Raw genomic sequence first — 20535 nt, 5'->3', positions numbered from 1 at the left:
TTTAAACAATCGCCAGTGGCTTGAACACCATTAGCCAGAACATCACCAGCACTGCCGCAAAGGCGGGAATGCCGAGAGCTGTCCAAAGGTGCATTAGCTTGTGGAAACGGGGATCCAATTCATTATTGGTGACTGAGGTTTCTGCAAGCGCTCTCAGGCGATATTGAATCAGCACAACCGGAATCCAGCACAGCCCGATAAAGACAAACAGGGAGATAACCGCCAGGAACCAGGGTGCAGTAAAGGCGTAGCCCAACCGTTCCATCAACAAGACTCCGGTCACAAATTGAACGACAACGGCAGGTGCGGTAAACAGCCAGTCGGCCAGCACGACAATGCGGGCGGTAACGGCGATGGCTGCGGTATTGGCTGAGCGGTAAGCCATCAGCATAAAGAAGGCGATACCGGTCCCTGTTCCGGCAATGACCACCGCACTGAGGATATGGATGATTTTCAGCAGCAGATAGTTATCCATGCTTCACCTCCGTGTGGTGATAGATGCCCAGCCCTTTGGCTTCCCGATCGAATTCCCTCAGGGTGTAGAGACCAAGGCAGGGTTTGGCACCAGTCTCTTGTAACTCACCGCTGATCAGCTTTTTAGCCAGAATAATCGCCGAGAGTGTCGGGATATAAGGGCCAACTCCTTTTTCGGCACAGAGCGTCCAGAGCACTGTCTGAGGCTGGTGGTTTTTGTCGGTACCGGAGAGTTGAATCTGCATGCCACCGGTATCAGTGCCCAGACGTTTAAACAGTTCGCTGCTGTGGAAAATTGTTTTGGTCATCGAGGCCCAGTTTTTCACTAAGCCGATTCTGACCAGCCATGCCATAAGAACCATCCCTAGATGAAGAAAGGGCAACTCAAGCCCGGCCTGAAAGCGAACGTTGTTTACCAGACTGTAACGCTCAGGGAACAGCTCCAGATCCGGGATATCAATATCCGCCAGCCAGCGTTTACCGATCGTTGGGCCAAAGTCCCTTTTACTCGGAGACATCCAGCCATAGGTTTGTGTCCATTGCCCTTTTTGGAAGATCGGAAAGGGGTGGCCGGTATAGGAAAGAATGGCTCTTACCGTGGCCTCGCCCCGTTCCGCCTGATTGCCGGGAGCAATAGCAAAATCAATATCATCCAGAGAGGTGAATTGTTCCCGGTAATGGTCAATCACAGTTGAGGACAGCCCTGGCACCGAGCTGGCGCCGGAAACGATCAGAACATTATTGTCTTTGGCGGATTGATCGAGAGTTTTGATATCGCAGACAAAGCGTCGGTCATCGGCCAGATCGATATAGTGACAACCTGCGGTAATACAGGCTTCTGGAACCCGGTAATCCTGGCCTTGAAAAGGTCCGCCGGTATGAATCAGTAGATCGGGAGATAAGGCTTTTAGCCGGTCACTAAAGAAAGGATCAGAAATATCCAGTGCGGCAGCCTGTAAAGTAGCGCGGGCACCTTGTTGATGAAGCGCCCGACACAGTTGTTCAGCCTTGCTGGAATTACGGCCTGCCAGAAGCAGGGTAATGTTGCTCAGCTTACAGAGGCTTTCTGCAATGCGTTTGCCAAAATTCCCGTAACCGCCAAGGATCACAACCCTGCTTACTGTCATGTCTCTCTGGTATTTATTGTTGATTGTTTGAGCTCACGATAGCGAGACTTTTACAGGAATACCATGCTCAGGCATGAATGCGGTTTATTGCTTACGCTTTTATAGAGTCAAAACCGACAAGGATGTCAGACTATGAAGCGAATGTGGTTAAGCGTGGGCCTGATGGCCTTGTGTACCGTCAACCTGGCTCAGGCCAAAGTCAGCCAGTGCCGACCGGAGCCGCCGACTCCGGTGCAGTCCGATGATTTCACCTGGCATGTTACCGGTCATATGATTGGCACCCGCAGTACACTCTCTTCGGGCTTTTTCGACAGTGATGATCTCGGCTTCAGCCTTGGGGGCGAGATTCGTCCGGGCAGTAACCGGTATCCTTCCAAGAGAATGATTCTCTCGACCCGACGTTCAACTATTGCTGATAAGCTGGAAGACACCCCATCAAGCCAAGTTATTATTTTGAAATACGGGCGCGCCTATGTGGAGCCGCAATTTACTTCCTCGAACCATATCCTGCTGGCCTTGAAAAATCCCGATAGTGACTTTGATAGTACGGAGTCTGGTCAGCTATTTGGGCGGGAGTTTCTGGAATCCTGTGATATTGGTCGGGGGCGTGCAAGAGCAAAGGCGATTTTGTCTGGCGTGATTGTGGGAACCCAGCGTTATGGTGTGCGCAGCAAGTCCTGCACAGTCTTTCTGCATAATGGCGGCATGCGGGAGAAGATCGAGTATGAGCATATCCGCAAAACCAAGCTGGTGAAGAATAAAGAGACGGGTGAGATTGAAGAAGTTGAGGATTGGAAAACCAAGAAGCACAGAAGTCTGGTCCCGAATATCGTCAAACTCACCGCTTTCAGTGATGAAGCTTGTGACTATGCCGAGAATGTAATGTCAGCGCAGTTGGAAGTCGATATTGAACTTTCTACACAGGCGATCTGGGGGATTCTCTATCAAAGCCCTCATAAAGTGCATCGTATAACCATTACCGATAAACCCTCAGCACTGGAGCAGACTGATAAGCAGCAGGTTGATGTGGGTGGCTCGTCGCTTTAAATAAAACACCGTAAATAAAGAAACGCCGGATTTGAGTCCGGCGTTTCGTTTTGTGGGTATTAATTAACCCAGTTTCTTTTTCAGCAGCTGGTTGACCATACCCGGGTTGGCCTTGCCTTTGGAGGCTTTCATAATCTGGCCCACAAAGAAACCGATCATCTTGCCGCGCTTGGCTTCTTCTGCCGCCTGGTACTGTTCAACCTGAGCCTGATTGGCTGCCAGCACTTCATCGACAATCGCTTCAATCGCGCCGGTATCGGTAACCTGCTTCAGGCCTTTCTTCTCAATCACTTCATCAGCGGTTGAACCTTCACCTTTCCAGAGCGCATCAAATACCTGCTTGGCGATCTTTCCGGAGATGGTGTTGTCCTTGATTCGGGCAATCAAGCCACCCAGCATCTCCGCAGAGACTGGAGAGTCTTTGATCTCGGTGTCGTTCTGGTTCAGGGTCTTGGCCAGCTCACCCAATACCCAGTTGGCGGCCAGTTTGGCATCACCACTGGTTTTGGCTGCGGCTTCAAAGTAATCCGCTGTCGCCTTTTCACCGGAAAGGATTTCTGCGTCATAGTTGCTGAGGCCGAGTTCTTCGATAAAGCGGGCTTTGCGAACTTCCGGCATCTCCGGCATTTCCGCGCGAAGTTTATCCAGACGGCTGTCGTCAATCACTACCGGCAGCAGGTCCGGGCAAGGGAAGTAACGGTAGTCGTTGGCTTCTTCCTTGGAGCGCATGGAGCGGGCTTCACCGGTATCGCCGTTGTAGAGGCGGGTCTCCTGAATAATCTCAAAGCCATCTTCAATCGCTTCGATCTGGCGTTGAATCTCTTTATTGATCGCCGCTTCCATAAACCGGAATGAGTTCAGGTTCTTGGTCTCTGTACGGGTACCCAGCTTTTCCTGACCTTTTGGACGTACGGACACGTTTACGTCAAAACGCATGGAACCCTGAGACATATCCCCATCACAGATCCCAAGAGTCGTCACGATAGAGTGCAGCTTGCGGGCAAAGGCCACGGCCTGTTTGGCATTGCGCATATCAGGCTCGGTGACCACTTCGATCAGCGGCGTACCGGCACGGTTCAGATCGATACCACTCATGCCTGCGAAGTCTTCATGCAAGCTTTTGCCGGCATCTTCTTCCAGATGGGCATGGTGAATACGAACGGTATGCACAGAGCCATCTTCCAGAGCGATATCCACAGTACCAGCACCGACAATAGGCTTGTCCAGCTGAGTGGTCTGGTAGCCCTTTGGCAGATCCGGGTAGAAGTAGTTCTTACGCTCGAATACGTTGACCTTGTTGATCTCGGCATTCACACCCAGACCAAACTTGATGGCCATATTGATGGCTTCTTCATTCACCACCGGCAGAGTGCCCGGCAGGCCAAGATCAATCGCACAGGCCTGAGTATTCGGCTCGGCACCAAACGCCGTAGAAGCGCCGGAGAAAATTTTGGTTTTTGTCGCCAGCTGGACATGCACTTCCAGCCCGATAACAGCTTCCCATTCCATGTTTGTTACCTCTTAAGCTTCGGAAGGCGTATGAAGGTGCCAGTCAGTTTCCTGCTGGAACTGATGACCGGCATTCAGCAGACGGGCTTCCTCAAAGTGAGGGCCGATAATCTGCAGGCCAACCGGCAGTCCATCCACAAAACCGGCAGGTACACTCATACCCGGCAGGCCGGCGAGGTTGGTGGAGATGGTGAAGATATCACCCAGATACATGGCCACAGGATCATTGGCCTTGGCACCAATCGGAAAGGCGGGTGTTGGCGCGGTTGGGCCCATAATCACATCCACTTCCTCAAACGCTTTCAGGAAGTCATCACGAATCAGGCGACGAATCTTCTGAGCCTTGGCGTAGTAGGCATCGTAATAACCGGCAGAGAGCGCGTAAGCGCCAACCATAATCCGGTTCTTCACTTCACTGCCAAAACCTTCACCACGGCTGCGTTTGTAGAGATCTTCCAGATCTTTCGGGTCTTCACAGCGATAACCAAAACGTACGCCATCAAAGCGGGACAGGTTGGCAGAGGCTTCTGCTGGTGCAATCACATAATAAGCGGCAACAGAGTGATGAGTGCGTGGCAGACTGATCTCTTTCACAGTTGCGCCCAGTTTTTCATACTCGGCGATAGCGTCACGAATGACCTGCTCGACCTTGGCATCCAGACCTTCTGCAAAGTATTCCTTAGGCAGGCCAATACGCAGGCCTTTTAAAGGCTGATCAAGAGTGGCGGTGTAATCCGGTACCGCACGATCCATACAGGTGGAATCTTTTGGATCAAAGCCCGCCATCACATTCAGCAGCATGGCGGCATCCTGTGCGGTGCGCGCCATCGGGCCAGCCTGATCAAGACTGGAAGCAAATGCCACCATGCCCCAGCGGGATACACGACCGTAGGTTGGCTTCAGGCCGGTAATGCCACACATGCTGGCTGGTTGACGAATGGAGCCGCCGGTATCAGTACCGGTTGTGGCTACCGCGAGGCCAGCGGCAACTGCCGCTGCGGAACCGCCGGAAGAACCGCCGGGAACCATCTCTTTATTCCACGGGTTGCGCACCGGGCCGTAGAAGCTGTTTTCGTTAGAGCCGCCCATGGCGAACTCATCCATATTCAGCTTGCCAAGAGTCACGGTGCCGGCGGCTTTCAGGTTGCCGGTGACGGTGGACTCATAAGGTGCGACCCAGTTATCCAGCATCTTGGAGCCACAGCTGGTCTTCACACCTTCGGTGCAGAACAGATCTTTGTGGGCCAGCGGGATACCAGTGAGCGGAGACGCATTGCCAGCAGCGATAGCGGTATCAGCGGCTTTGGCCTGCTCAAGGGCCTGTTCTTCGGTCACGGTAATAAAGCAGTTGATCTTATTGTTCAGCTGCTTGATACGATCCAGATAGTGTTGGGTCAGTTCAACACTGGACACTTTTCCGGCCTGCAGGGCGCCGGAGAGTTCAGCCAGACTTTGCTGGTGAATGGGCTTTGTTGAAGTCGGGTCAGACATGATACGGGTACTTTCCGGAATTCTGTGGCTGTAGTCAGGAGCGGTCAGCGACTGCGGACGTGCTTTTATTCAATAACGCGTGGTACCAGGAACAGACCGTCTTCTGTTGCCGGTGCGCCGGCCTGCAGCTGTTCACGCTGGTTGGGCTCAGTCACTTCATCCACGCGCAGACGCTGGGTCGCATCCAGCGGGTGAGCCAGAGGCTCTACGCCGTCCGTATTCACAGCCTGCATTTCATCGATCAGACCCATGATGGCGGTGATCTTGTCGGTTGTCTGTCTGACCTCATCCTCGCTGATAGACAGCCGGGCAAGGTGAGCGACGCTCTCGATTGTGGAGCGGTCGATCGCCATGTTTCTCTCTCCATTGATCAATCTGTCACTGCCAGCTGGCAAGAAGTTGTTCCTGCGCAGTTCGGCGGTGTTCATGGTGTTTCTGCATATTGTACAGATGTTCGGGCTAATTTAGGGGGTTGCCTTGCTTATCTCAAGATTCTTTTCCCGCAGAAAACGAAAAGAAGGGGATTTTCCGGCAGTTGATTCATGACAGCATAGAGTGGGGTTCGGGTTGCCGGGGGTGCAGCCGATTGATAAAGTTGGCAAGTTATACAGATTCCGTTTGTTTGCTCTTCCCTGATGTTCCATTATTAGGGAATAGAAGGATCACAAGCGAAGATTTTACCGCCTTGCCGTTTTTACCTCTTAAGGTGTCGTGCAGGGCGCTTGCGGATCAGGACATGACTTCCTGAACAGTTATCCGGTTTGTCCGGGCAGCTGGTGAGTATCGCAGAAAACAAATTCATAGCCGGTTGCACCATGTTGCAGCCCGCTGGGTGAGAAAACACATTGAGAATGCCTCGGGTGGGGCAGAACAGGACACTATGTTAAAGAAACTGCGCGGGCTGTTTTCCACAGACCTGTCTATTGACCTTGGAACAGCCAACACCCTTGTTTATGTCCGTGATAAGGGCATCGTACTGGACGAACCTTCTGTGGTTGCCATCCGTAACCTCGGCACTCAGAAGAGCGTGGTGGCGGTTGGTGCCGACGCCAAGCGTATGCTCGGCCGTACCCCAGGCAGCATTACTGCGATCCGTCCAATGAAAGACGGCGTTATCGCCGACTTCGACGTCTGTGAAAAAATGCTGCAGCACTTTATCAACAAGGTGCATGAGAACAGCTTTATTCAGCCAAGCCCTCGTGTTCTGGTGTGTGTGCCTTGCAAGTCCACCAAGGTTGAGCGTCGTGCGATCCGTGAATCCGTTCTTGGAGCCGGTGCCCGTGAGGTTTATCTGATTGAAGAGCCAATGGCTGCCGCTATCGGTGCCGGTCTGCCGGTTGAAGAAGCCAGCGGTTCCATGGTCGTGGATATCGGTGGTGGTACGACTGAGATTGCGATCATTTCCCTGAGTGGTGTCGTTTACTCCGAATCCGTACGCATTGGTGGTGACCGTTTCGATGAAGCGATCGTGACTTATGTGCGTCGCAACTACGGCAGCCTGATCGGTGAATCCACTGCAGAACGTATCAAGCAGGAAATCGCCATTGCTTACCCAATGGGTGAAGTGCGTGAAATTGACGTCCGTGGTCGTAATCTGGCCGAAGGTGTGCCACGCAGCTTTACCCTGAACAGCAACGAAGTGCTGGAAGCGCTGCAGGACAGCCTGAACGCTATCGTGCAATCTGTTAAGAGCGCACTGGAACAGTCTCCACCGGAACTGGCTTCCGATATCGCCGAGCGTGGTGTAGTTCTGACCGGTGGTGGTGCTCTGATGCGTGGTCTGGATACGCTGCTGTCTGAAGAGACTGGCCTGCCGGTGATCGTTGCTGAAGAGCCGCTGACCTGTGTGGCCCGTGGTGGTGGCCGTGCACTGGAGATGATGGATCGTCATCGTATGGATCTGCTCTCCACCGAATAATTGTTTTATCAGGCTGTGCCGAATACCGGTGCAGCCTGTCTTCCCTCTTTGTTTTCGCTACTCCCGTCTTCCCCTGATTGTTTCCTTTTTTATCTCGCTCTCCGGTTTCGTGTACAAAAACAGCCGGCTTGGTTACAAAACGCTGCTATTCATTCTGTTGGCTTGAGGATACATTGGAAGTGCGTCCTGAAATGGTCTTTGTGGCCTAACTCTCTCTCGGGACGGTTTGTTAATAGGAAATCATGGGGTTATTTATGGACTTCAGAACAGCAAACAATGCGACAGAAAATCTTGATCCAATGTTCGGTGCGGCTCTTGTCACTGAAGATGGTCAGGAACTGCCAATTACCATGGAAATGATCGATGAGTGTCTGCAGTCGTTTATTGCAAGAGAAGAGCAGCTGACACACTAATGATCTATTCCTTTCTGTCATAGGCACCCGGTCAATAACACAAAAGAATACGCCGGGTGTCTGATAATCTCTCCTCGCCATACGACCACGCTTTAATATCCACTGTCTTCTAGTCTCACAGCCTGATTTCTCCATAACTGGCTAAGCGCTTTTTTCTTGTCTAAAAACTCCCCACGCTTATCAAAGGGGGTCTCTATGAAGTTCACCTTATCCTGTGGGGTTTTGATCTGTTCTGTTTTGGCTGTGCCTGTCACTGCAAGTGGTCAGAGTAATATCAGCGCACCGGTGATGGCAGAAGCGCCGCCCTGGCAACCATCCAAAATTGTGATGTTTGGCGATAGCCTCAGCGACAGTCATGGAGATTCCTTCCGTCCCCCCGATCTTGCCTATTCAACATTTAATCTTTTACGCACCCTAAGAGGTGAGCTGGTGACGCTTCCCGATGGTCAGGTACGTCGGCCCATGGAGTTGGACACTCTGATCGGCCACCGGTCCACCATCGCCAATATCCGCGCCAATTTTGATCTGCTGGCCAAAGAGGTGCGTCAGGAAGGACTTGAAAGGCGCTACCTCGGTCGGTTGTTGAGTAACTTTGAGGCTGTGGCGCTCAATCTTTTGGGTGATCTGGTGACCGGTGTGCTGCAGGCGCTGGATCGGGCAGAAGATCGTATTGATGAAGGTGTGCTGCCGTTGCTCAAGCGTGCACAGATCTGGCTGGATCAGTGGGTGCCGCGTGCAGGGGCCAATACAGTGACCGGGAAACTACTGGTCTCTCTGGAAAAGAAACTGATTTATGTCGCCAATTTTATTGAGCGTGACTTTTCCGATGCTGTGCTCGATTTTGGTGATGATCGGCTGATCGAGATTACCAGTCGCTTTAAGGATGCGATTCCGTTAATCCCCAATCCTGATTACTACGTCCAAGGGAAGTGGACCGCAGGTGCGATGGGGAAAGTCTGGGTGGAATATCTGCACAGAATGATGTCGTTTGGTTCCCATCAGGTGGCTCTGGATAACCGGGCTATGGCAGGCAGCTGGACGCTCTGTGCCTCGGACAAGATGGAAGCTCTGCATATTATTGATGATCTCACCTCGGGCATGATGGCGGGGGCCACACTGTTCTTTCAGGGCAGTATGATTCCACCCTGTGAAGGGTTGGTGGTGCAGTCCTATCTGAATGAACGCCGTAATATTTTCCTGCAGGCCCATGGCCGTACACCAAACTTTGGTGAACCGATTATTGAATCGGATACGCTGGTGGTGTTTTTCAACAGTGCCAATGATTTTCTGAATAAATGGTCGGACCCTGATGATGTGGCCCAGGAGATGGCGCGGGATATCTGGATGACTCTTGATGCCGGTGCTCAGCGGGTTGCTGTTGTGCTCCTGCCTGATATCTCGGATACACCACGTTTTCATCCTGACCGAAGTCAGGGGAAATCGGCTGAAGCCTTGGCGATCTCTTCTTTAATTCAACGCTATAACACCAGCCTGCGGATGCGCTTGAATCTGCTGCGAGAAGAGTTTCATGGAGCGAACGGCTATCAGGTGGTCACCATTGATGGTGACAGGATGTTCAAGCTGCTGCAGGCGGACCCTCGCTGGGATCTGGAGCGTCCTATCCTGGATATTGCCGTACCAGGGGTTGATGTGGTGTCTACAGAAGGTGCCCCTGTCGGTAATAACTTTATTAATACCGAACTGAAGAAGAATCAGGGCTTCCGGGATACTTTTGGCATTCGTGGGGCAAACGTTATTGCTCCCGGGAATGTTCCGTTCTTTGCTGACACGGTTCATCCCAGCGCGGATGCGCACTATGCCATAGCGGTAGCCGCCTGCCGGACGATGTCTGAGGACTTTAATATTCCATGTAACCCGGATAACTACACCGAGGCCATGGCGCTGGCTGAGGCTCAGCAGTAGCCATTGAGCGGTCCGGCGTTTAATCGTCGGGCCTCTAATGAATAGTGATTGTTTCAATTCAATGACGTTTCGGTATCATTTCGGAAGTTAATAAATACACATAAGTTCATTCGACACCCGTTGAGGCTCTTCATAAAAATAACGAGGGACTTCCGTGAATAAATCTGTGCTCTCAGTGCTTGCCGCTGGTGCATTAAGCCTCGTTCTTTCCGGCTGCGGGGAATCATCCGCACCAGATGCCGATGCGGTCAGTGTGTCCGGATCGACCTCGGTTACCGAACTGATGGAAGTGCTGGGCGAGCACTGGCACAAGCAATCCAAGGTGATTGTTGAAGTGCAGGGCACAGGTTCTTCCGCCGGTATTCATGCCGCCAATCAGGGTACCAGTCATATCGGTATGTCTTCGCGAGAGGTCGCTGGCGATGAACTGGTTTCCGGCGTAACCACTTCTGTGCTCGCTTACGATGGCATTGCTGTTGTGGTGAACAGCAGTAACACCATTGCCGGGCTTTCTACTGCGCAGGTGGCGGCGATTTATCGTGGAGAAGCAAGTAACTGGCAGGACGTTGGCGGGGAAGATCTGCCGATTGTTTTGGTTACCCGTGATCCCGCCTCCGGTACCCGAGTGGCCTTTGAAGATATTATGGGGCTTAAAGCCGAGGACGAACGGGGCAATATTGTTTCCACGATCGCCCGCACGGCCCAGGTTGCTCCAGGCAATGGCGCAGTCAAAATGACTGTGGCCCAGAATAGCCATGCCATTGGCTATATCTCACTGGGTTCGGTGGATGGTTCCCTCAAGTCGGTCAGTATCGATGGTATTGAAGCTTCCATGGATACCATTGCGGATAAAAGTTACAAGATTATCCGTCCCTTTGTGCTGATGCATGCTGGCCAGGAGGCCTCGAAGAATAGTGAGGCCTTTTTAACGTGGCTGTTATCGGACGAAGCGCAAAACATTGTTTCCGCAGAAGGATATATTCCGGCAAACTGACAGCCTTGGCTTCATCTGCACAGACGTGCAGCGGTTTCGGATTGAAGTGGTTCAGAGTAATTAAATGATATCTCCGAATAGTCGTCGGGCGGTTGTGGACAGGGCTTTTCATGGTCTGTTCCTGCTCTGCACCCTGATCAGTACCCTGACCGTCGGCATGATTGCGATTTATATCTTTGCCGAAGGTTTTCCAGCGCTTAAAGAGGTCGGGTTGCTGGACTTTGTGACCGGTACAGAATGGGTGCCACCGGTTTATTTTGGCATCCTGCCAATGATTGCCGGTACAGCGTTTGCTTCCCTAGGTGCGGTTGCTATTGGTGTACCCATGGGATTGTTGACGGCAATCTTTCTGGCTGAGATTGCCCCGCGCCGCCTCGCACTGTTTTTGCGTACCGCTATCGAACTGCTTGCCGGTATTCCTTCGGTTATTTATGGCTTCTTCGGTCTGGTCGTGATTGTTCCTGCTATCGAGCAGATTTTTAATGTTCCCTCGGGCAGCACTTTGCTGGCCGGTATCGTGGTGTTGGCCATTATGATTCTGCCGACCATGGTGACACTGTCAGAAACGTCCCTGCGGGCTGTGCCTCCTGGTTATAGGGAAGCCTCTCTGGCCATGGGGGCAACACAGGTTTACACCATTTTTCATGTGGTTCTGCCGGGTGCACGTTCCGGAATTATGACCGCAGTGATTCTCTCGGTAGCCCGTGCAGTGGGGGAGACTATGGCCATTATCATGGTGATGGGAAATGCCCCGGCACTGGCGGAAAGTCTGCTGGAGCCTGCCCGTACTCTGACCGCCAATATCGCGCTGGAAATGGCGTATGCCAGTGGTCTGCACAGCAGTGCGCTCTATGCGACGGGCGTTGTGTTGCTGGTGTTTATCATGGTTCTCAATGCCGCCATGCTGTATGTGAACCGGAAGAGGGGCGGTTAATTTATGCGTCTGGAATCTGTTTTAACCTCCAGCCCCAAGCGACCGCGCAAATATCCGGCGGCTGCCGCCGTTAGCGAGGTTCAGGCCTCCGCTGCGTCCCGAAAATTACGCCGCAAAATTCAGGATAAATTCGCCCTGGCGATGATTGTGCTGGCAACGTTGGGTACGGTCGGCATGCTGGGCTGGATTCTGTTTCATATCATCAGTAATGGCTTGAGCCATATCGACTGGACCTTTCTGACCTCCGATTACGCCCGTACGGATGCCGATTCGGGCATCTGGCCAATGATTGTCAGTACTCTTTATATGGTGGGTTTGTCGCTGGGGATTGCTGCCCCTGTGGGGATTATGGCTGCGATTTATCTGACAGAGTTTGCCCGTCCCGGCAGCAAGCTGGTGAAGGTGGTACGTTTTGCCACGGAAAGTCTTGCCGGTATTCCTTCGATTATTTATGGCCTGTTTGGTCTGACGCTGTTTGTTTCCACGATGAAACTGGGCTTTTCGATACTGGCCGGTGCTTTGACTCTGAGTATTTTGATTCTGCCGGTGATTATCCGGACCACGGAAGAATCACTGTTGAGTGTGCCGCAATCCTGGCGTGACAGCTCCTATGCCTTGGGGGCTTCAAGGGTGTATACGATCTGGCATCTGGTGCTGCCCAATGCTCTGCCGGGTATCGTTGGCTCTATTATTTTGTGTATCGGTCGGATTATTGGTGAGTCGGCTCCGGTATTTCTGACCGCAGGTATGGTGGCGAGAATTCCCGATTCTGTGTTTGATTCCGGGCGAACGCTGACTGTGCATCTGTATAAACTGACGCAGGAATTGTTCTCGATCAGTGACTGGGATCAGGCCTATGCCACAGCCACTGTGCTGATCATTCTGGTGCTTTCACTCAATATTGTGACCCGGGTTATTGCGTCACGTTTCCGAAAGCATAAACCCTGATTGCATATTCCCTCTTCACGTAACCGCCATAACCCATTTAAAATAAAAAGGATTTGAACTGGAGCTTGCAGGAGCACTCCTATTAACCCCATATTTCGAAAGGGACAGGCCATAGGGGCTCGGTTCACCCTCTTACTTGCACTGTCCCTGACTCTGATTTTTTTAGATCACCGCTTTGATTATCTGAAAGAAGCACGCCGTGTTCTTTCTGTAGCGGTTACTCCGGTTCTTTGGCTGGCCGATCTGCCTGCGCGCCTCACTGGCACCGTGCAGATTATGGTGAGCTCCCGCTCTGAACTGGCGGAAGAAAGTGCCCGTCTGAAAGCCCGTAACCTGATTCTGGAGCAGAAGCTGCAGAAGATGGCGTCTTTGAACGCACAGAATGTGCGGCTGCGTGAGTTGCTGAACTCATCTCGTCTGGTTGATGAGAAGGTGGTGATCTCCGAGCTGATCGGTGTGGATCCGGACCCTCGCATCAAACAGGTGTTGATCAATAAAGGTGATCTGGACGGTGTTCATCCTGGTCAGCCACTCTTGGATGCCAATGGTGTGATGGGGCAGGTGACGCAGGTCGGGCCTCTGAATAGCCGTGTTATTCTGCTGACCGATAAAACCAGCCGTATTCCTGTGCAGGTGAACCGTAACGGTTTCCGTGCCATTGCTTCCGGAACCGAATCCGGCACTGAGCTGGAGCTTTTGCATATCCCTGGTACGGCGGATATCAAGGTTGGTGATCTGCTGGTGACCTCCGGCATGGGCGGCCGCTTCCCGGTTGGCTACCCTGTGGCCGAGGTAACTGAGGTGGTTCAGGATCCTGGCCATCCTTTCCTGTCGATTCGTGCCCGGCCGTCAGCACAGTTGCATTACAGCCGTCTGGTTATGTTGGTGTTTACTTCCGAACGTGAAATCTACGGGCATGCGCAGTCGTTACCAGACGAGCCTTCATCGGAAGGGGCAGCAACTGAAACCAAGCCAGAGGAGAAAACGCCATGAAGCATGGACACGCCCACTGGCTGGTCTGGCTGACCACATTTTTTGCCGCCGTACTCAGCATTCTGCCATTACCGGATGTGATTGCGCCGGGGCGTCCTGCGTGGGTGCCGCTGGTAGTGATTTTCTGGATGCTGGCTCTGCCCCAGTATTATGGACTGTTTTTTGCCTGGATTATTGGTGTCCTGATGGATGCCCTCCATGGCACTGTATTTGGGCAGCATGCGATGGCGATGCTGTTTATGGCCATGGCTGTAACTCAGCTGCACCGGCGTATGAAAATGTACCCCTGGTGGCAGCAGAGTTTTATGGTGGTGGTGATTATCGGTCTTTACCAGTTGGCTATCTTGTGGATTGGTAATGCCACGGGACGACTGAATCCTACACTCTTGTACTTGTTGCCTGCGGTCACCAGTGCCTTGCTCTGGCCATGGCTGGCAGCACTTTTCCACAGCCTGCGCCGACGGTTTATTGTAATCTGATATGCAGTATCTCTATCTTGCCTCCCGTTCCCCACGCCGCAGAGAACTTCTGCAGCAGGCTGGTATTCCTTTTCGTCTGATCGATATTGAAGTCGATGAATCGGTTCTGGAGGACGAGGCTGCGGCGGATTATGTGGAGCGTCTGGCCCGGGACAAGGCCCGCGCAGGTGTGGCATCTCAAGGGGAAGCCGCACAGTCGGCACCGGTATTAGCCGCGGATACGACAGTCGCTGAAGGTACCCATATTCTGGGTAAACCGGAAACGCCTGCAGAGGCTGTTGATATGCTGATGCACCTGAGTGGACGGGAACATACTGTATACACAGGTATTGCGATGGCTTTGGGTGACCGGCTGGAGTCCCGGGTTGTCGCGACCAGAGTCTGCTTTGCCAGCTTCCGCCGGGCGGATGCGGAGCGTTATGTGGCCACGGGCGAACCGATGGACAAGGCTGGTGCTTATGGCATTCAGGGCTTTGGTGGCGTACTGGTAGAACGAATTGAAGGCAGTTATTCCAATGTGGTTGGACTGCCTGTTTATGAGACTGCGACTCTGGCTGCAGAATTTGGTGTTGCCTGCTGGCAGACAGAGACATTGTGAAAGTTTACTGCGGAAGTGGCCGAATATTTTATTTTTCAAGCCGGCCAGTTTCCGTGCATAGCTGTTTAGCAATTGAATGATCGGATTCACGGAAAGGATGCATCCGGTTAGAGGTCGGGGGAATTAGGGATGAGCGAAGAAATACTGATGAACATAACGCCCATGGAATCCCGTGTGGCAGTTGTGGAAAACGGTGTTCTGCAGGAAGTCTATGTAGAACGAGACCGTAGCCGGGGCATCGTCGGCAATATCTACAAGGGCAAGGTTGTCCGGGTGCTGCCCGGTATGCAGGCCGCCTTTGTGGATATCGGTCTGGAACGGGCCGCGTTCATCCATGCCAGTGAGATCTATGATCGCACCAGCAAACCGGATGGTCAGGAACCGGGTATCGTCGAGCTGGTTCATGAAGGTCAGGCACTGGTGGTACAGGTGACCAAAGATCCGATTGGTACCAAGGGCGCACGTCTTACCACTCATATCTCCATCCCGGCCCGCTACCTTGTCTTTATGCCCCACAATACCCACGTGGGTATCTCCCTCAGAATTGAAAACCCGGAAGAGCGGGATCGTCTGCGTCAGATCGTTGAAGGCCTGATGGGGCGTGATGAGCTGAAGGACAAAGGCGGCTTTATTCTGCGTACGGCTGCCGAAGGCATCGGTGAGAATGAAATTCTGGCCGATATCCTGTTCCTGCATCGCCTGTGGGAAACCGTGGAAGAGCAGCGCAAGGTCAGCAAAGCGCCGTCCTGCATCTATGAAGACCTGCCGCTGCATCTGCGTACCATGCGAGATCTGGTCGAGCCGGATATTGAAAAGATTCGTATCGACTCCGAAGAGACCTACAACAAGGTCACCAAATTTGTTCGCAAGCTGGTCCCTCATCTGGATGGCCGGGTGGAATACTATTCCGGCGAGCGTCCGATTTTTGATCTGTTCAGTGTTGAAGATGAAATCAACCGTGCCATGTCCCGCCGGGTTGAGCTCAAGTCCGGTGGCTATCTGATTATCGATCAGACCGAAGCCATGACCACCATTGATGTGAATACCGGCGGCTTTGTCGGGCATCGTAATCTTGAAGAGACCATCTTCAAGACCAACCTGGAAGCGGCCCACGCCATCGCCCGTCAGCTGCGTCTGCGGAACCTGGGCGGGATTATTATTATCGATTTTATTGATATGGAAGATACCGAGCATCAGCGTCAGGTACTGCGTACTCTGGAGAAGATGCTGGAACGGGATCATGCCAAAACCAATATTACCGGTGTTTCCGAGCTGGGTTTGGTGGAGATGACCCGCAAGCGTACCCGGGAGTCTCTGGAAAACACCCTGTGTGAACCCTGCCCAACCTGTCAGGGGCGTGGCACCCTGAAGACTGCCGAAACTGTTTGCTATGAAATCTTCCGGGAGATCATGCGCGAAGCCCGCACCTATGACAGTGACAGCTATCTGGTTCTGGCATCCGAGCAGGTGGTTGATAAGCTTCTTGATGAAGAGTCTGACAATGTCGCGGAGCTGGAATCTGTTATGAACAAAACCATTCGTTTCCAGGTTGAGCCCCGCTACAGTCAGGAACAGTTTGATGTTGTGCTGGTCTGAGACTGAATGAAGCGAATTGCCCTTCATATTTCGCGGGCGACCTGGCTCTCGCTGGTCGCCTGTTTAGTTATTGTTGCGCTGGTTTTGTCGGCAGGGCGTATTGCCCTGCCGATGATTGATGACTGGCGTGAAGATGTGCGTCTGCAGCTTAGCGATATGCTGCAGGCCCCCGTTGCCCTCGGTGAACTTCATGGCCGGTTTATAGATTTTAATCCGGCGATCAGTGTCGACAGTCTGGTTGTGTATCAGCCGGAAAGTCCGCAGCAGGAAAGTCTGGCGCTTTATGATCTGTTGCTGGAACTCGACACTATTGAATCCCTGCTCAATCGACAGGTTGTCTTCCGCCGTGTTTCGGTAGGCAGTGGCAATCTGCAGCTAAATGGTGAACCAGGCGCCGTTGCCCTGACCGGCTTCCCGGAAAAAGACGCACCAGCCCCTTCTCCAAGTGCCGAGAGAGCTAATTTTCGCGCTATTTATGATCTGGTTGCCCGCCAAAGGCTGGTGGACTTCCGGAATATTCGCTTTGCGTTTGCCATGCCGGATGGTTTGCAGCAGGCGATGAGTATTAATCGGCTGATTCTGGCCGGGCCGCCGGGTAGCCGTAAAGTCTCTGCGGTTATTGATACCGGCACTGACAAACCCATGACTCTGACCATGAACACAGTGGGCATGGCTTACGAGTGGCCGGATGTGGTGATGAGCGGTTACGTTAATCTTCCAGAGTTTAATTTCAAACCCTGGCTGGCACTGTTGCCGGCTGACCTGATGAAGAGTAAAGGCGTTCAGCTTAACCAGCTGCGTGCCGGTTCCGAGTTCTGGTTTTCCTATACACCGTTTGGCTGGGATCTGCGTGGTAATCTCAAGGCTGAGATGGTGGATGTGGACTTTCAGGATCAAACCTTCCCACCGCTGACTCAACTTTCCACTCAGCTGACCATGAAGTTTGGTCGTCGTCAGCCGGTACAAATCTGGTTGGAACAATTGGCATTCCAGTTTGCCGGTTATCCCTATCCTGAAAGCAACCTGTATCTGGCTCTGGAAAACAAACCGGAGCAGGACTGGTTGCTGGCAATCGACAAGGTTCATCTGCAACCGCTGGCTTTGATTGCGGATGCCTCCAATCAACTACCAGAAACTCTCGATAAGGTCGTTTCGACACTGGCACCAAGAGGCTCCCTGAAAAATCTGGTGATGCGACTGCGGCCGGGGCGGGAACCTCTCGACTTCTCATTGATCACCGAGCTGCAGGGCGTGGGTGTCGATCACTGGTATGGTGCGCCATCCGGCGAACGCATTAATGCCAAAGTGCATATGACCACCGATGCCGGTGTGATTGATTTGAATAGTCCGGGCTTTACGCTGGGTCTGGATAATCTGTTTGAAGATGTCTGGGTGTTTGATCGTGCCCAGGGCCAGCTGTACTGGCGTATTGAAAATGACGTTTATCAGCTGCGTACGGATGGTCTGTCCCTGCGCGGTGGTGAGGGGGATATTGAAACCCGTCTGCGCCTGGATATTCCGTTTGATGGTGATCAGGGCATCTGGATGGCGCTTGAAGCCGGTATTCTGGATGGCAATGTCACCTATGCAGGCAAATATCTGCCGGTTAAAGGCAAGGTTTCTCCAGAGCTGGCGCAGTGGCTCAACAGCAGTATTAAAGGCGGAGATGTTGAACAGGGGGCGTTTATCTTTAACGGTCCGCTGACCGGCCCGGATATTGATAATGATCTGAGCTGGGGGCTGTTCTTTGATCTGGATAAAGCTCATATCGCCTACAGTCCGGAATGGCCAGCCGTGTCGGATATGAAAGGCACGGTGCTTGTTGATCAGGATGAGGTTCTGGTAACGGCTCAGAAAGGTAAAATCTACAACAGTGAAGTGACCGGTCTGACGGCTCAGGTGCCGGATCTGTTGGGAGATAAGCCATTAGTGCTGGGCATTACCGGTGCCGTGCAGAGCAATGGCGCAGATGCCCTGCGACTTTTGAAAGAGACGCCGATTGCAACGGCTATCGATCATGCGGCTGATGAATGGCAGATTACCGGTGCCATGGGAGCCGAGCTGGATCTGCATATCCCTCTGGAAGAGGGGCTGAAAGAAGATATTCGTGTCGCGATCAGGCTGGACGACAACAGCCTCACAATACCCGAGGTGAAACTGACAGCCAGCAAGCTGGATGGTGAGTTTGCCTATACAACAGCGAAAGGTCTTTTCGGCAAAGACCTGAGTGGTGTCCTGATGGACGAAGCCTTCAAGCTGAATATTGACTCAACTGCGTCTGCTGCAAAACTCGAAACACGATTAAGTTTTACCGGAGATATGGCTGTACCTCAGCTCTCCAACTGGCTGGGGCATGATCTTGCGCCTTACCTGAAGGGTAAAACGGCTTATAAGGCTGTTGTCACTATCAGTGATGATGTGCAGGTTGATGTGCTGACCAGTCTGAAAGGTATTAGCTCGACAATGCCGGCTCCCCTGCAGTCTCCTGCTGGCAGGGATTCTTTGAAAGTCCGTGTGCAATCAAAGAAAGGTCAGCCGGTTCTGGTAACAGGTACCCTGAGTCGTGCCGGAGGTTCCCGTCTGAATACCATGATGGAGCTGGGTAAGAGTGGTGGACTGGAACGGATCGGTATCCACTCTGGGGCCGGTCGAGTATCCATGCCGGGTAAGGGAATTCTGGTCACTGGCGGTCTGTCTGAATTGGCATTGGAGCCTTGGGTTTTCTGGGGGGAGAAGCACTTCCCGACAACGTCAGTAACTTCCAGCTCTTCGCAAAACCACAATGTAGTTGCTGGTAAGAGTCAGGACTCCCTATCACTGTCAGACCTGAAGGTTAAGGATTTTAAGGTTGGCCGTTTGTTATGGAGCGAAGAGCTGCTGACCAATGCGGTGGTGGATATCGACAGAAAATCTTCCAGCTGGCTGATTGCGGTCGATTCGCCGGATATTACCGGAACAGCAGATATCCCGGATAGTTTTAGTCAAGCGGATAGCCAGACACCTCTGGATATACAGATCAGTCGCCTGACTCTACCTGAGGACATGGTTCACTCTGCGGATGACTCGGTTGAAGAGGCTGATAAGCCGAAGAGTAAAGTCCAACCAAGCGTTGACCCGTTGGCGGATATCAATCCCGCCAAACTGCCACCGATGAATGTCACAGTGCAGGAGCTGGCCTACAAAGGACAGAATGCCGGACAGGTGCAGTTTACCCTGCGCCCGTTCAGCAAAGGCTTGAATCTGGAGAACCTGAGTGGCTCTCTGGGCGGTGCGGCTTTTAATGGCGATCTGACCTGGACGCAAACCGGTAAAGATAATTCCACCCAGCTGGCCGGCGAGCTGACCAGCCGTAATCTGGAGGACACCCTGAAGTTCTGGGGCTATCCGGATTTGATGTCAGCCAAACGTGTCCAGGCCAAGACCTATCTGTCCTGGTCCGGCACTCCTGCAGGCTTTTCCATCAATACGCTGGAAGGTGATGTTGGACTGGAGCTGACCAATGGTCGGTTTAATTCCAAGGCGGCTTCCGGTACTGAAGCGTTGCGACTGTTTGGGGTTTTGAACCTGGACTCCATCACTCGCCGTTTGCGCCTCGATTTTTCGGACCTCTTCCGGGGCGGAATGGTGTTTGACCGGGTGAAAGGAAAGGCCGGATTTAATAATGGAGAAGTCACACTTATTGATCCAATAGTGGTCAAAGGTGTGTCCTCGGACTTTAAGCTGAGTGGTCGTCTGAATACCCGACAGCAGGCTCTGGATATGGGGTTGGTTGTTACCTTGCCGGTGACCCAGAACATCACTGTGGTCAGTCTGTTGCTGGGACAGCCTTATATTGCCGGTGCCGCCTATCTGTTCGATAAGCTGCTGGGCAGCAAGGTGGAGCAGTTTGCCAGCCTTCGTTATGAAATCTCCGGCAGCTTCCAGGATCCGCAGATCAAACTGGATCGTTTATTCTCTAACAAGGAAAAAGAGAATAAATCTTGAGCGTAATATGGATAACGGATGAAGGGGCATAGTGAGCCCCTTCTTTTTGTCCTGCCCTGTTATTGCGTGCAGCTTCTCCCTTTCATACCATGACAGAAACATTAATC

At 52.6% G+C, this 20535-nt stretch carries 17 protein-coding genes; 12 read left to right on the top strand and 5 right to left on the bottom strand.

All coding sequences use genetic code 11. The features are described from left to right. Nucleotide 1: 1 nt before the first annotated feature. Nucleotides 2-475 (bottom strand): DUF2269 family protein, encoded by a 474-nt coding sequence (locus EHSB41UT_RS03695; protein WP_087107051.1) that lies wholly within the window; start codon nucleotides 473-475, stop codon nucleotides 2-4. After that, on the bottom strand, nucleotides 468-1601 hold the full coding sequence (locus tag EHSB41UT_RS03690; RefSeq protein WP_087107049.1) for a saccharopine dehydrogenase family protein: 1134 nt from the start codon (nucleotides 1599-1601) through the stop codon (nucleotides 468-470). The genes EHSB41UT_RS03695 and EHSB41UT_RS03690 overlap by 8 nt, the downstream gene beginning before the upstream one ends. Nucleotides 1602-1733: 132 nt before the next feature. Between EHSB41UT_RS03690 and EHSB41UT_RS03685 the strand changes: the two genes are divergently transcribed. Next, complete coding sequence (locus EHSB41UT_RS03685; protein ID WP_133060379.1) at nucleotides 1734-2648, top strand: hypothetical protein; 915 nt, start codon at nucleotides 1734-1736, stop codon at nucleotides 2646-2648. A 63-nt stretch (nucleotides 2649-2711) separates the two neighbouring features. On the opposite strand, the gene gatB is transcribed toward EHSB41UT_RS03685, so the two are convergent. The 3 genes from gatB to gatC form a co-directional block, all read right to left on the bottom strand. Beyond that, nucleotides 2712-4157: an Asp-tRNA(Asn)/Glu-tRNA(Gln) amidotransferase subunit GatB gene (gatB, locus tag EHSB41UT_RS03680; protein WP_087107045.1), complete on the bottom strand. Its 1446-nt coding sequence runs from the start codon at nucleotides 4155-4157 to the stop codon at nucleotides 2712-2714. A 12-nt stretch (nucleotides 4158-4169) separates the two neighbouring features. Next, the gene (gene gatA / locus EHSB41UT_RS03675; protein ID WP_415837485.1) at nucleotides 4170-5648 is read right to left on the bottom strand and encodes an Asp-tRNA(Asn)/Glu-tRNA(Gln) amidotransferase subunit GatA; all 1479 of its coding nucleotides are present in this window, start codon (nucleotides 5646-5648) and stop codon (nucleotides 4170-4172) included. Between the two features lie 65 nt (nucleotides 5649-5713). Next, nucleotides 5714-6001 carry an Asp-tRNA(Asn)/Glu-tRNA(Gln) amidotransferase subunit GatC gene (gatC, locus tag EHSB41UT_RS03670; RefSeq protein WP_087107043.1) on the bottom strand — a complete coding sequence of 96 codons (288 nt, stop codon included), beginning with the start codon at nucleotides 5999-6001 and terminating at the stop codon, nucleotides 5714-5716. A gap of 527 nt (nucleotides 6002-6528) precedes the next feature. Between gatC and EHSB41UT_RS03665 the strand changes: the two genes are divergently transcribed. The 11 genes from EHSB41UT_RS03665 (at nucleotide 6529) to EHSB41UT_RS03620 (ending at nucleotide 20428) form a co-directional block, all read left to right on the top strand. Then, nucleotides 6529-7566: a rod shape-determining protein gene (locus EHSB41UT_RS03665; RefSeq protein WP_087107041.1), complete on the top strand. Its 1038-nt coding sequence runs from the start codon at nucleotides 6529-6531 to the stop codon at nucleotides 7564-7566. Between the two features lie 254 nt (nucleotides 7567-7820). Further along, a complete protein-coding gene (locus EHSB41UT_RS24590) occupies nucleotides 7821-7979 on the top strand; it encodes a hypothetical protein (protein WP_165767135.1) in 159 nt (52 codons plus the stop codon). A 195-nt stretch (nucleotides 7980-8174) separates the two neighbouring features. After that, on the top strand, nucleotides 8175-9902 hold the full coding sequence (locus tag EHSB41UT_RS03660) for an SGNH/GDSL hydrolase family protein (protein WP_087107039.1): 1728 nt from the start codon (nucleotides 8175-8177) through the stop codon (nucleotides 9900-9902). Nucleotides 9903-10056: 154 nt separating this feature from the next. Beyond that, nucleotides 10057-10896: a phosphate ABC transporter substrate-binding protein gene (locus EHSB41UT_RS03655; RefSeq protein ID WP_087107037.1), complete on the top strand. Its 840-nt coding sequence runs from the start codon at nucleotides 10057-10059 to the stop codon at nucleotides 10894-10896. A 64-nt stretch (nucleotides 10897-10960) separates the two neighbouring features. After that, nucleotides 10961-11830 (top strand): phosphate ABC transporter permease subunit PstC, encoded by an 870-nt coding sequence (gene pstC / locus EHSB41UT_RS03650; protein ID WP_087107035.1) that lies wholly within the window; start codon nucleotides 10961-10963, stop codon nucleotides 11828-11830. A gap of 3 nt (nucleotides 11831-11833) precedes the next feature. Further along, a complete protein-coding gene (gene pstA, locus EHSB41UT_RS03645; protein ID WP_087107033.1) occupies nucleotides 11834-12778 on the top strand; it encodes a phosphate ABC transporter permease PstA in 945 nt (314 codons plus the stop codon). A gap of 81 nt (nucleotides 12779-12859) precedes the next feature. Then, on the top strand, nucleotides 12860-13771 hold the full coding sequence (mreC, locus tag EHSB41UT_RS03640) for a rod shape-determining protein MreC (RefSeq protein ID WP_087107031.1): 912 nt from the start codon (nucleotides 12860-12862) through the stop codon (nucleotides 13769-13771). Next, nucleotides 13768-14250, top strand: coding sequence for a rod shape-determining protein MreD (gene mreD, locus EHSB41UT_RS03635; protein ID WP_087107029.1), 483 nt, complete (start codon nucleotides 13768-13770; stop codon nucleotides 14248-14250). Before mreC ends, mreD begins: the two co-directional genes overlap by 4 nt. A 1-nt stretch (nucleotide 14251) precedes the next feature. Then, a complete protein-coding gene (locus EHSB41UT_RS03630) occupies nucleotides 14252-14848 on the top strand; it encodes a Maf family protein (RefSeq protein WP_087107027.1) in 597 nt (198 codons plus the stop codon). 129 nt (nucleotides 14849-14977) lie between these two features. Continuing rightward, nucleotides 14978-16444: a ribonuclease G gene (gene rng, locus EHSB41UT_RS03625; protein ID WP_087107025.1), complete on the top strand. Its 1467-nt coding sequence runs from the start codon at nucleotides 14978-14980 to the stop codon at nucleotides 16442-16444. 6 nt (nucleotides 16445-16450) lie between these two features. Beyond that, nucleotides 16451-20428 (top strand): YhdP family protein, encoded by a 3978-nt coding sequence (locus tag EHSB41UT_RS03620; protein WP_087107023.1) that lies wholly within the window; start codon nucleotides 16451-16453, stop codon nucleotides 20426-20428. Nucleotides 20429-20535: the final 107 nt, after the last annotated feature.

The organism is Parendozoicomonas haliclonae (genome assembly GCF_900174585.1).
In the GTDB taxonomy this organism is placed as follows: domain Bacteria; phylum Pseudomonadota; class Gammaproteobacteria; order Pseudomonadales; family Endozoicomonadaceae; genus Sansalvadorimonas; species Sansalvadorimonas haliclonae.
Note: the sequence above shows the minus strand (reverse complement) of the source record. Positions and strands in the feature narration are given on the sequence as shown.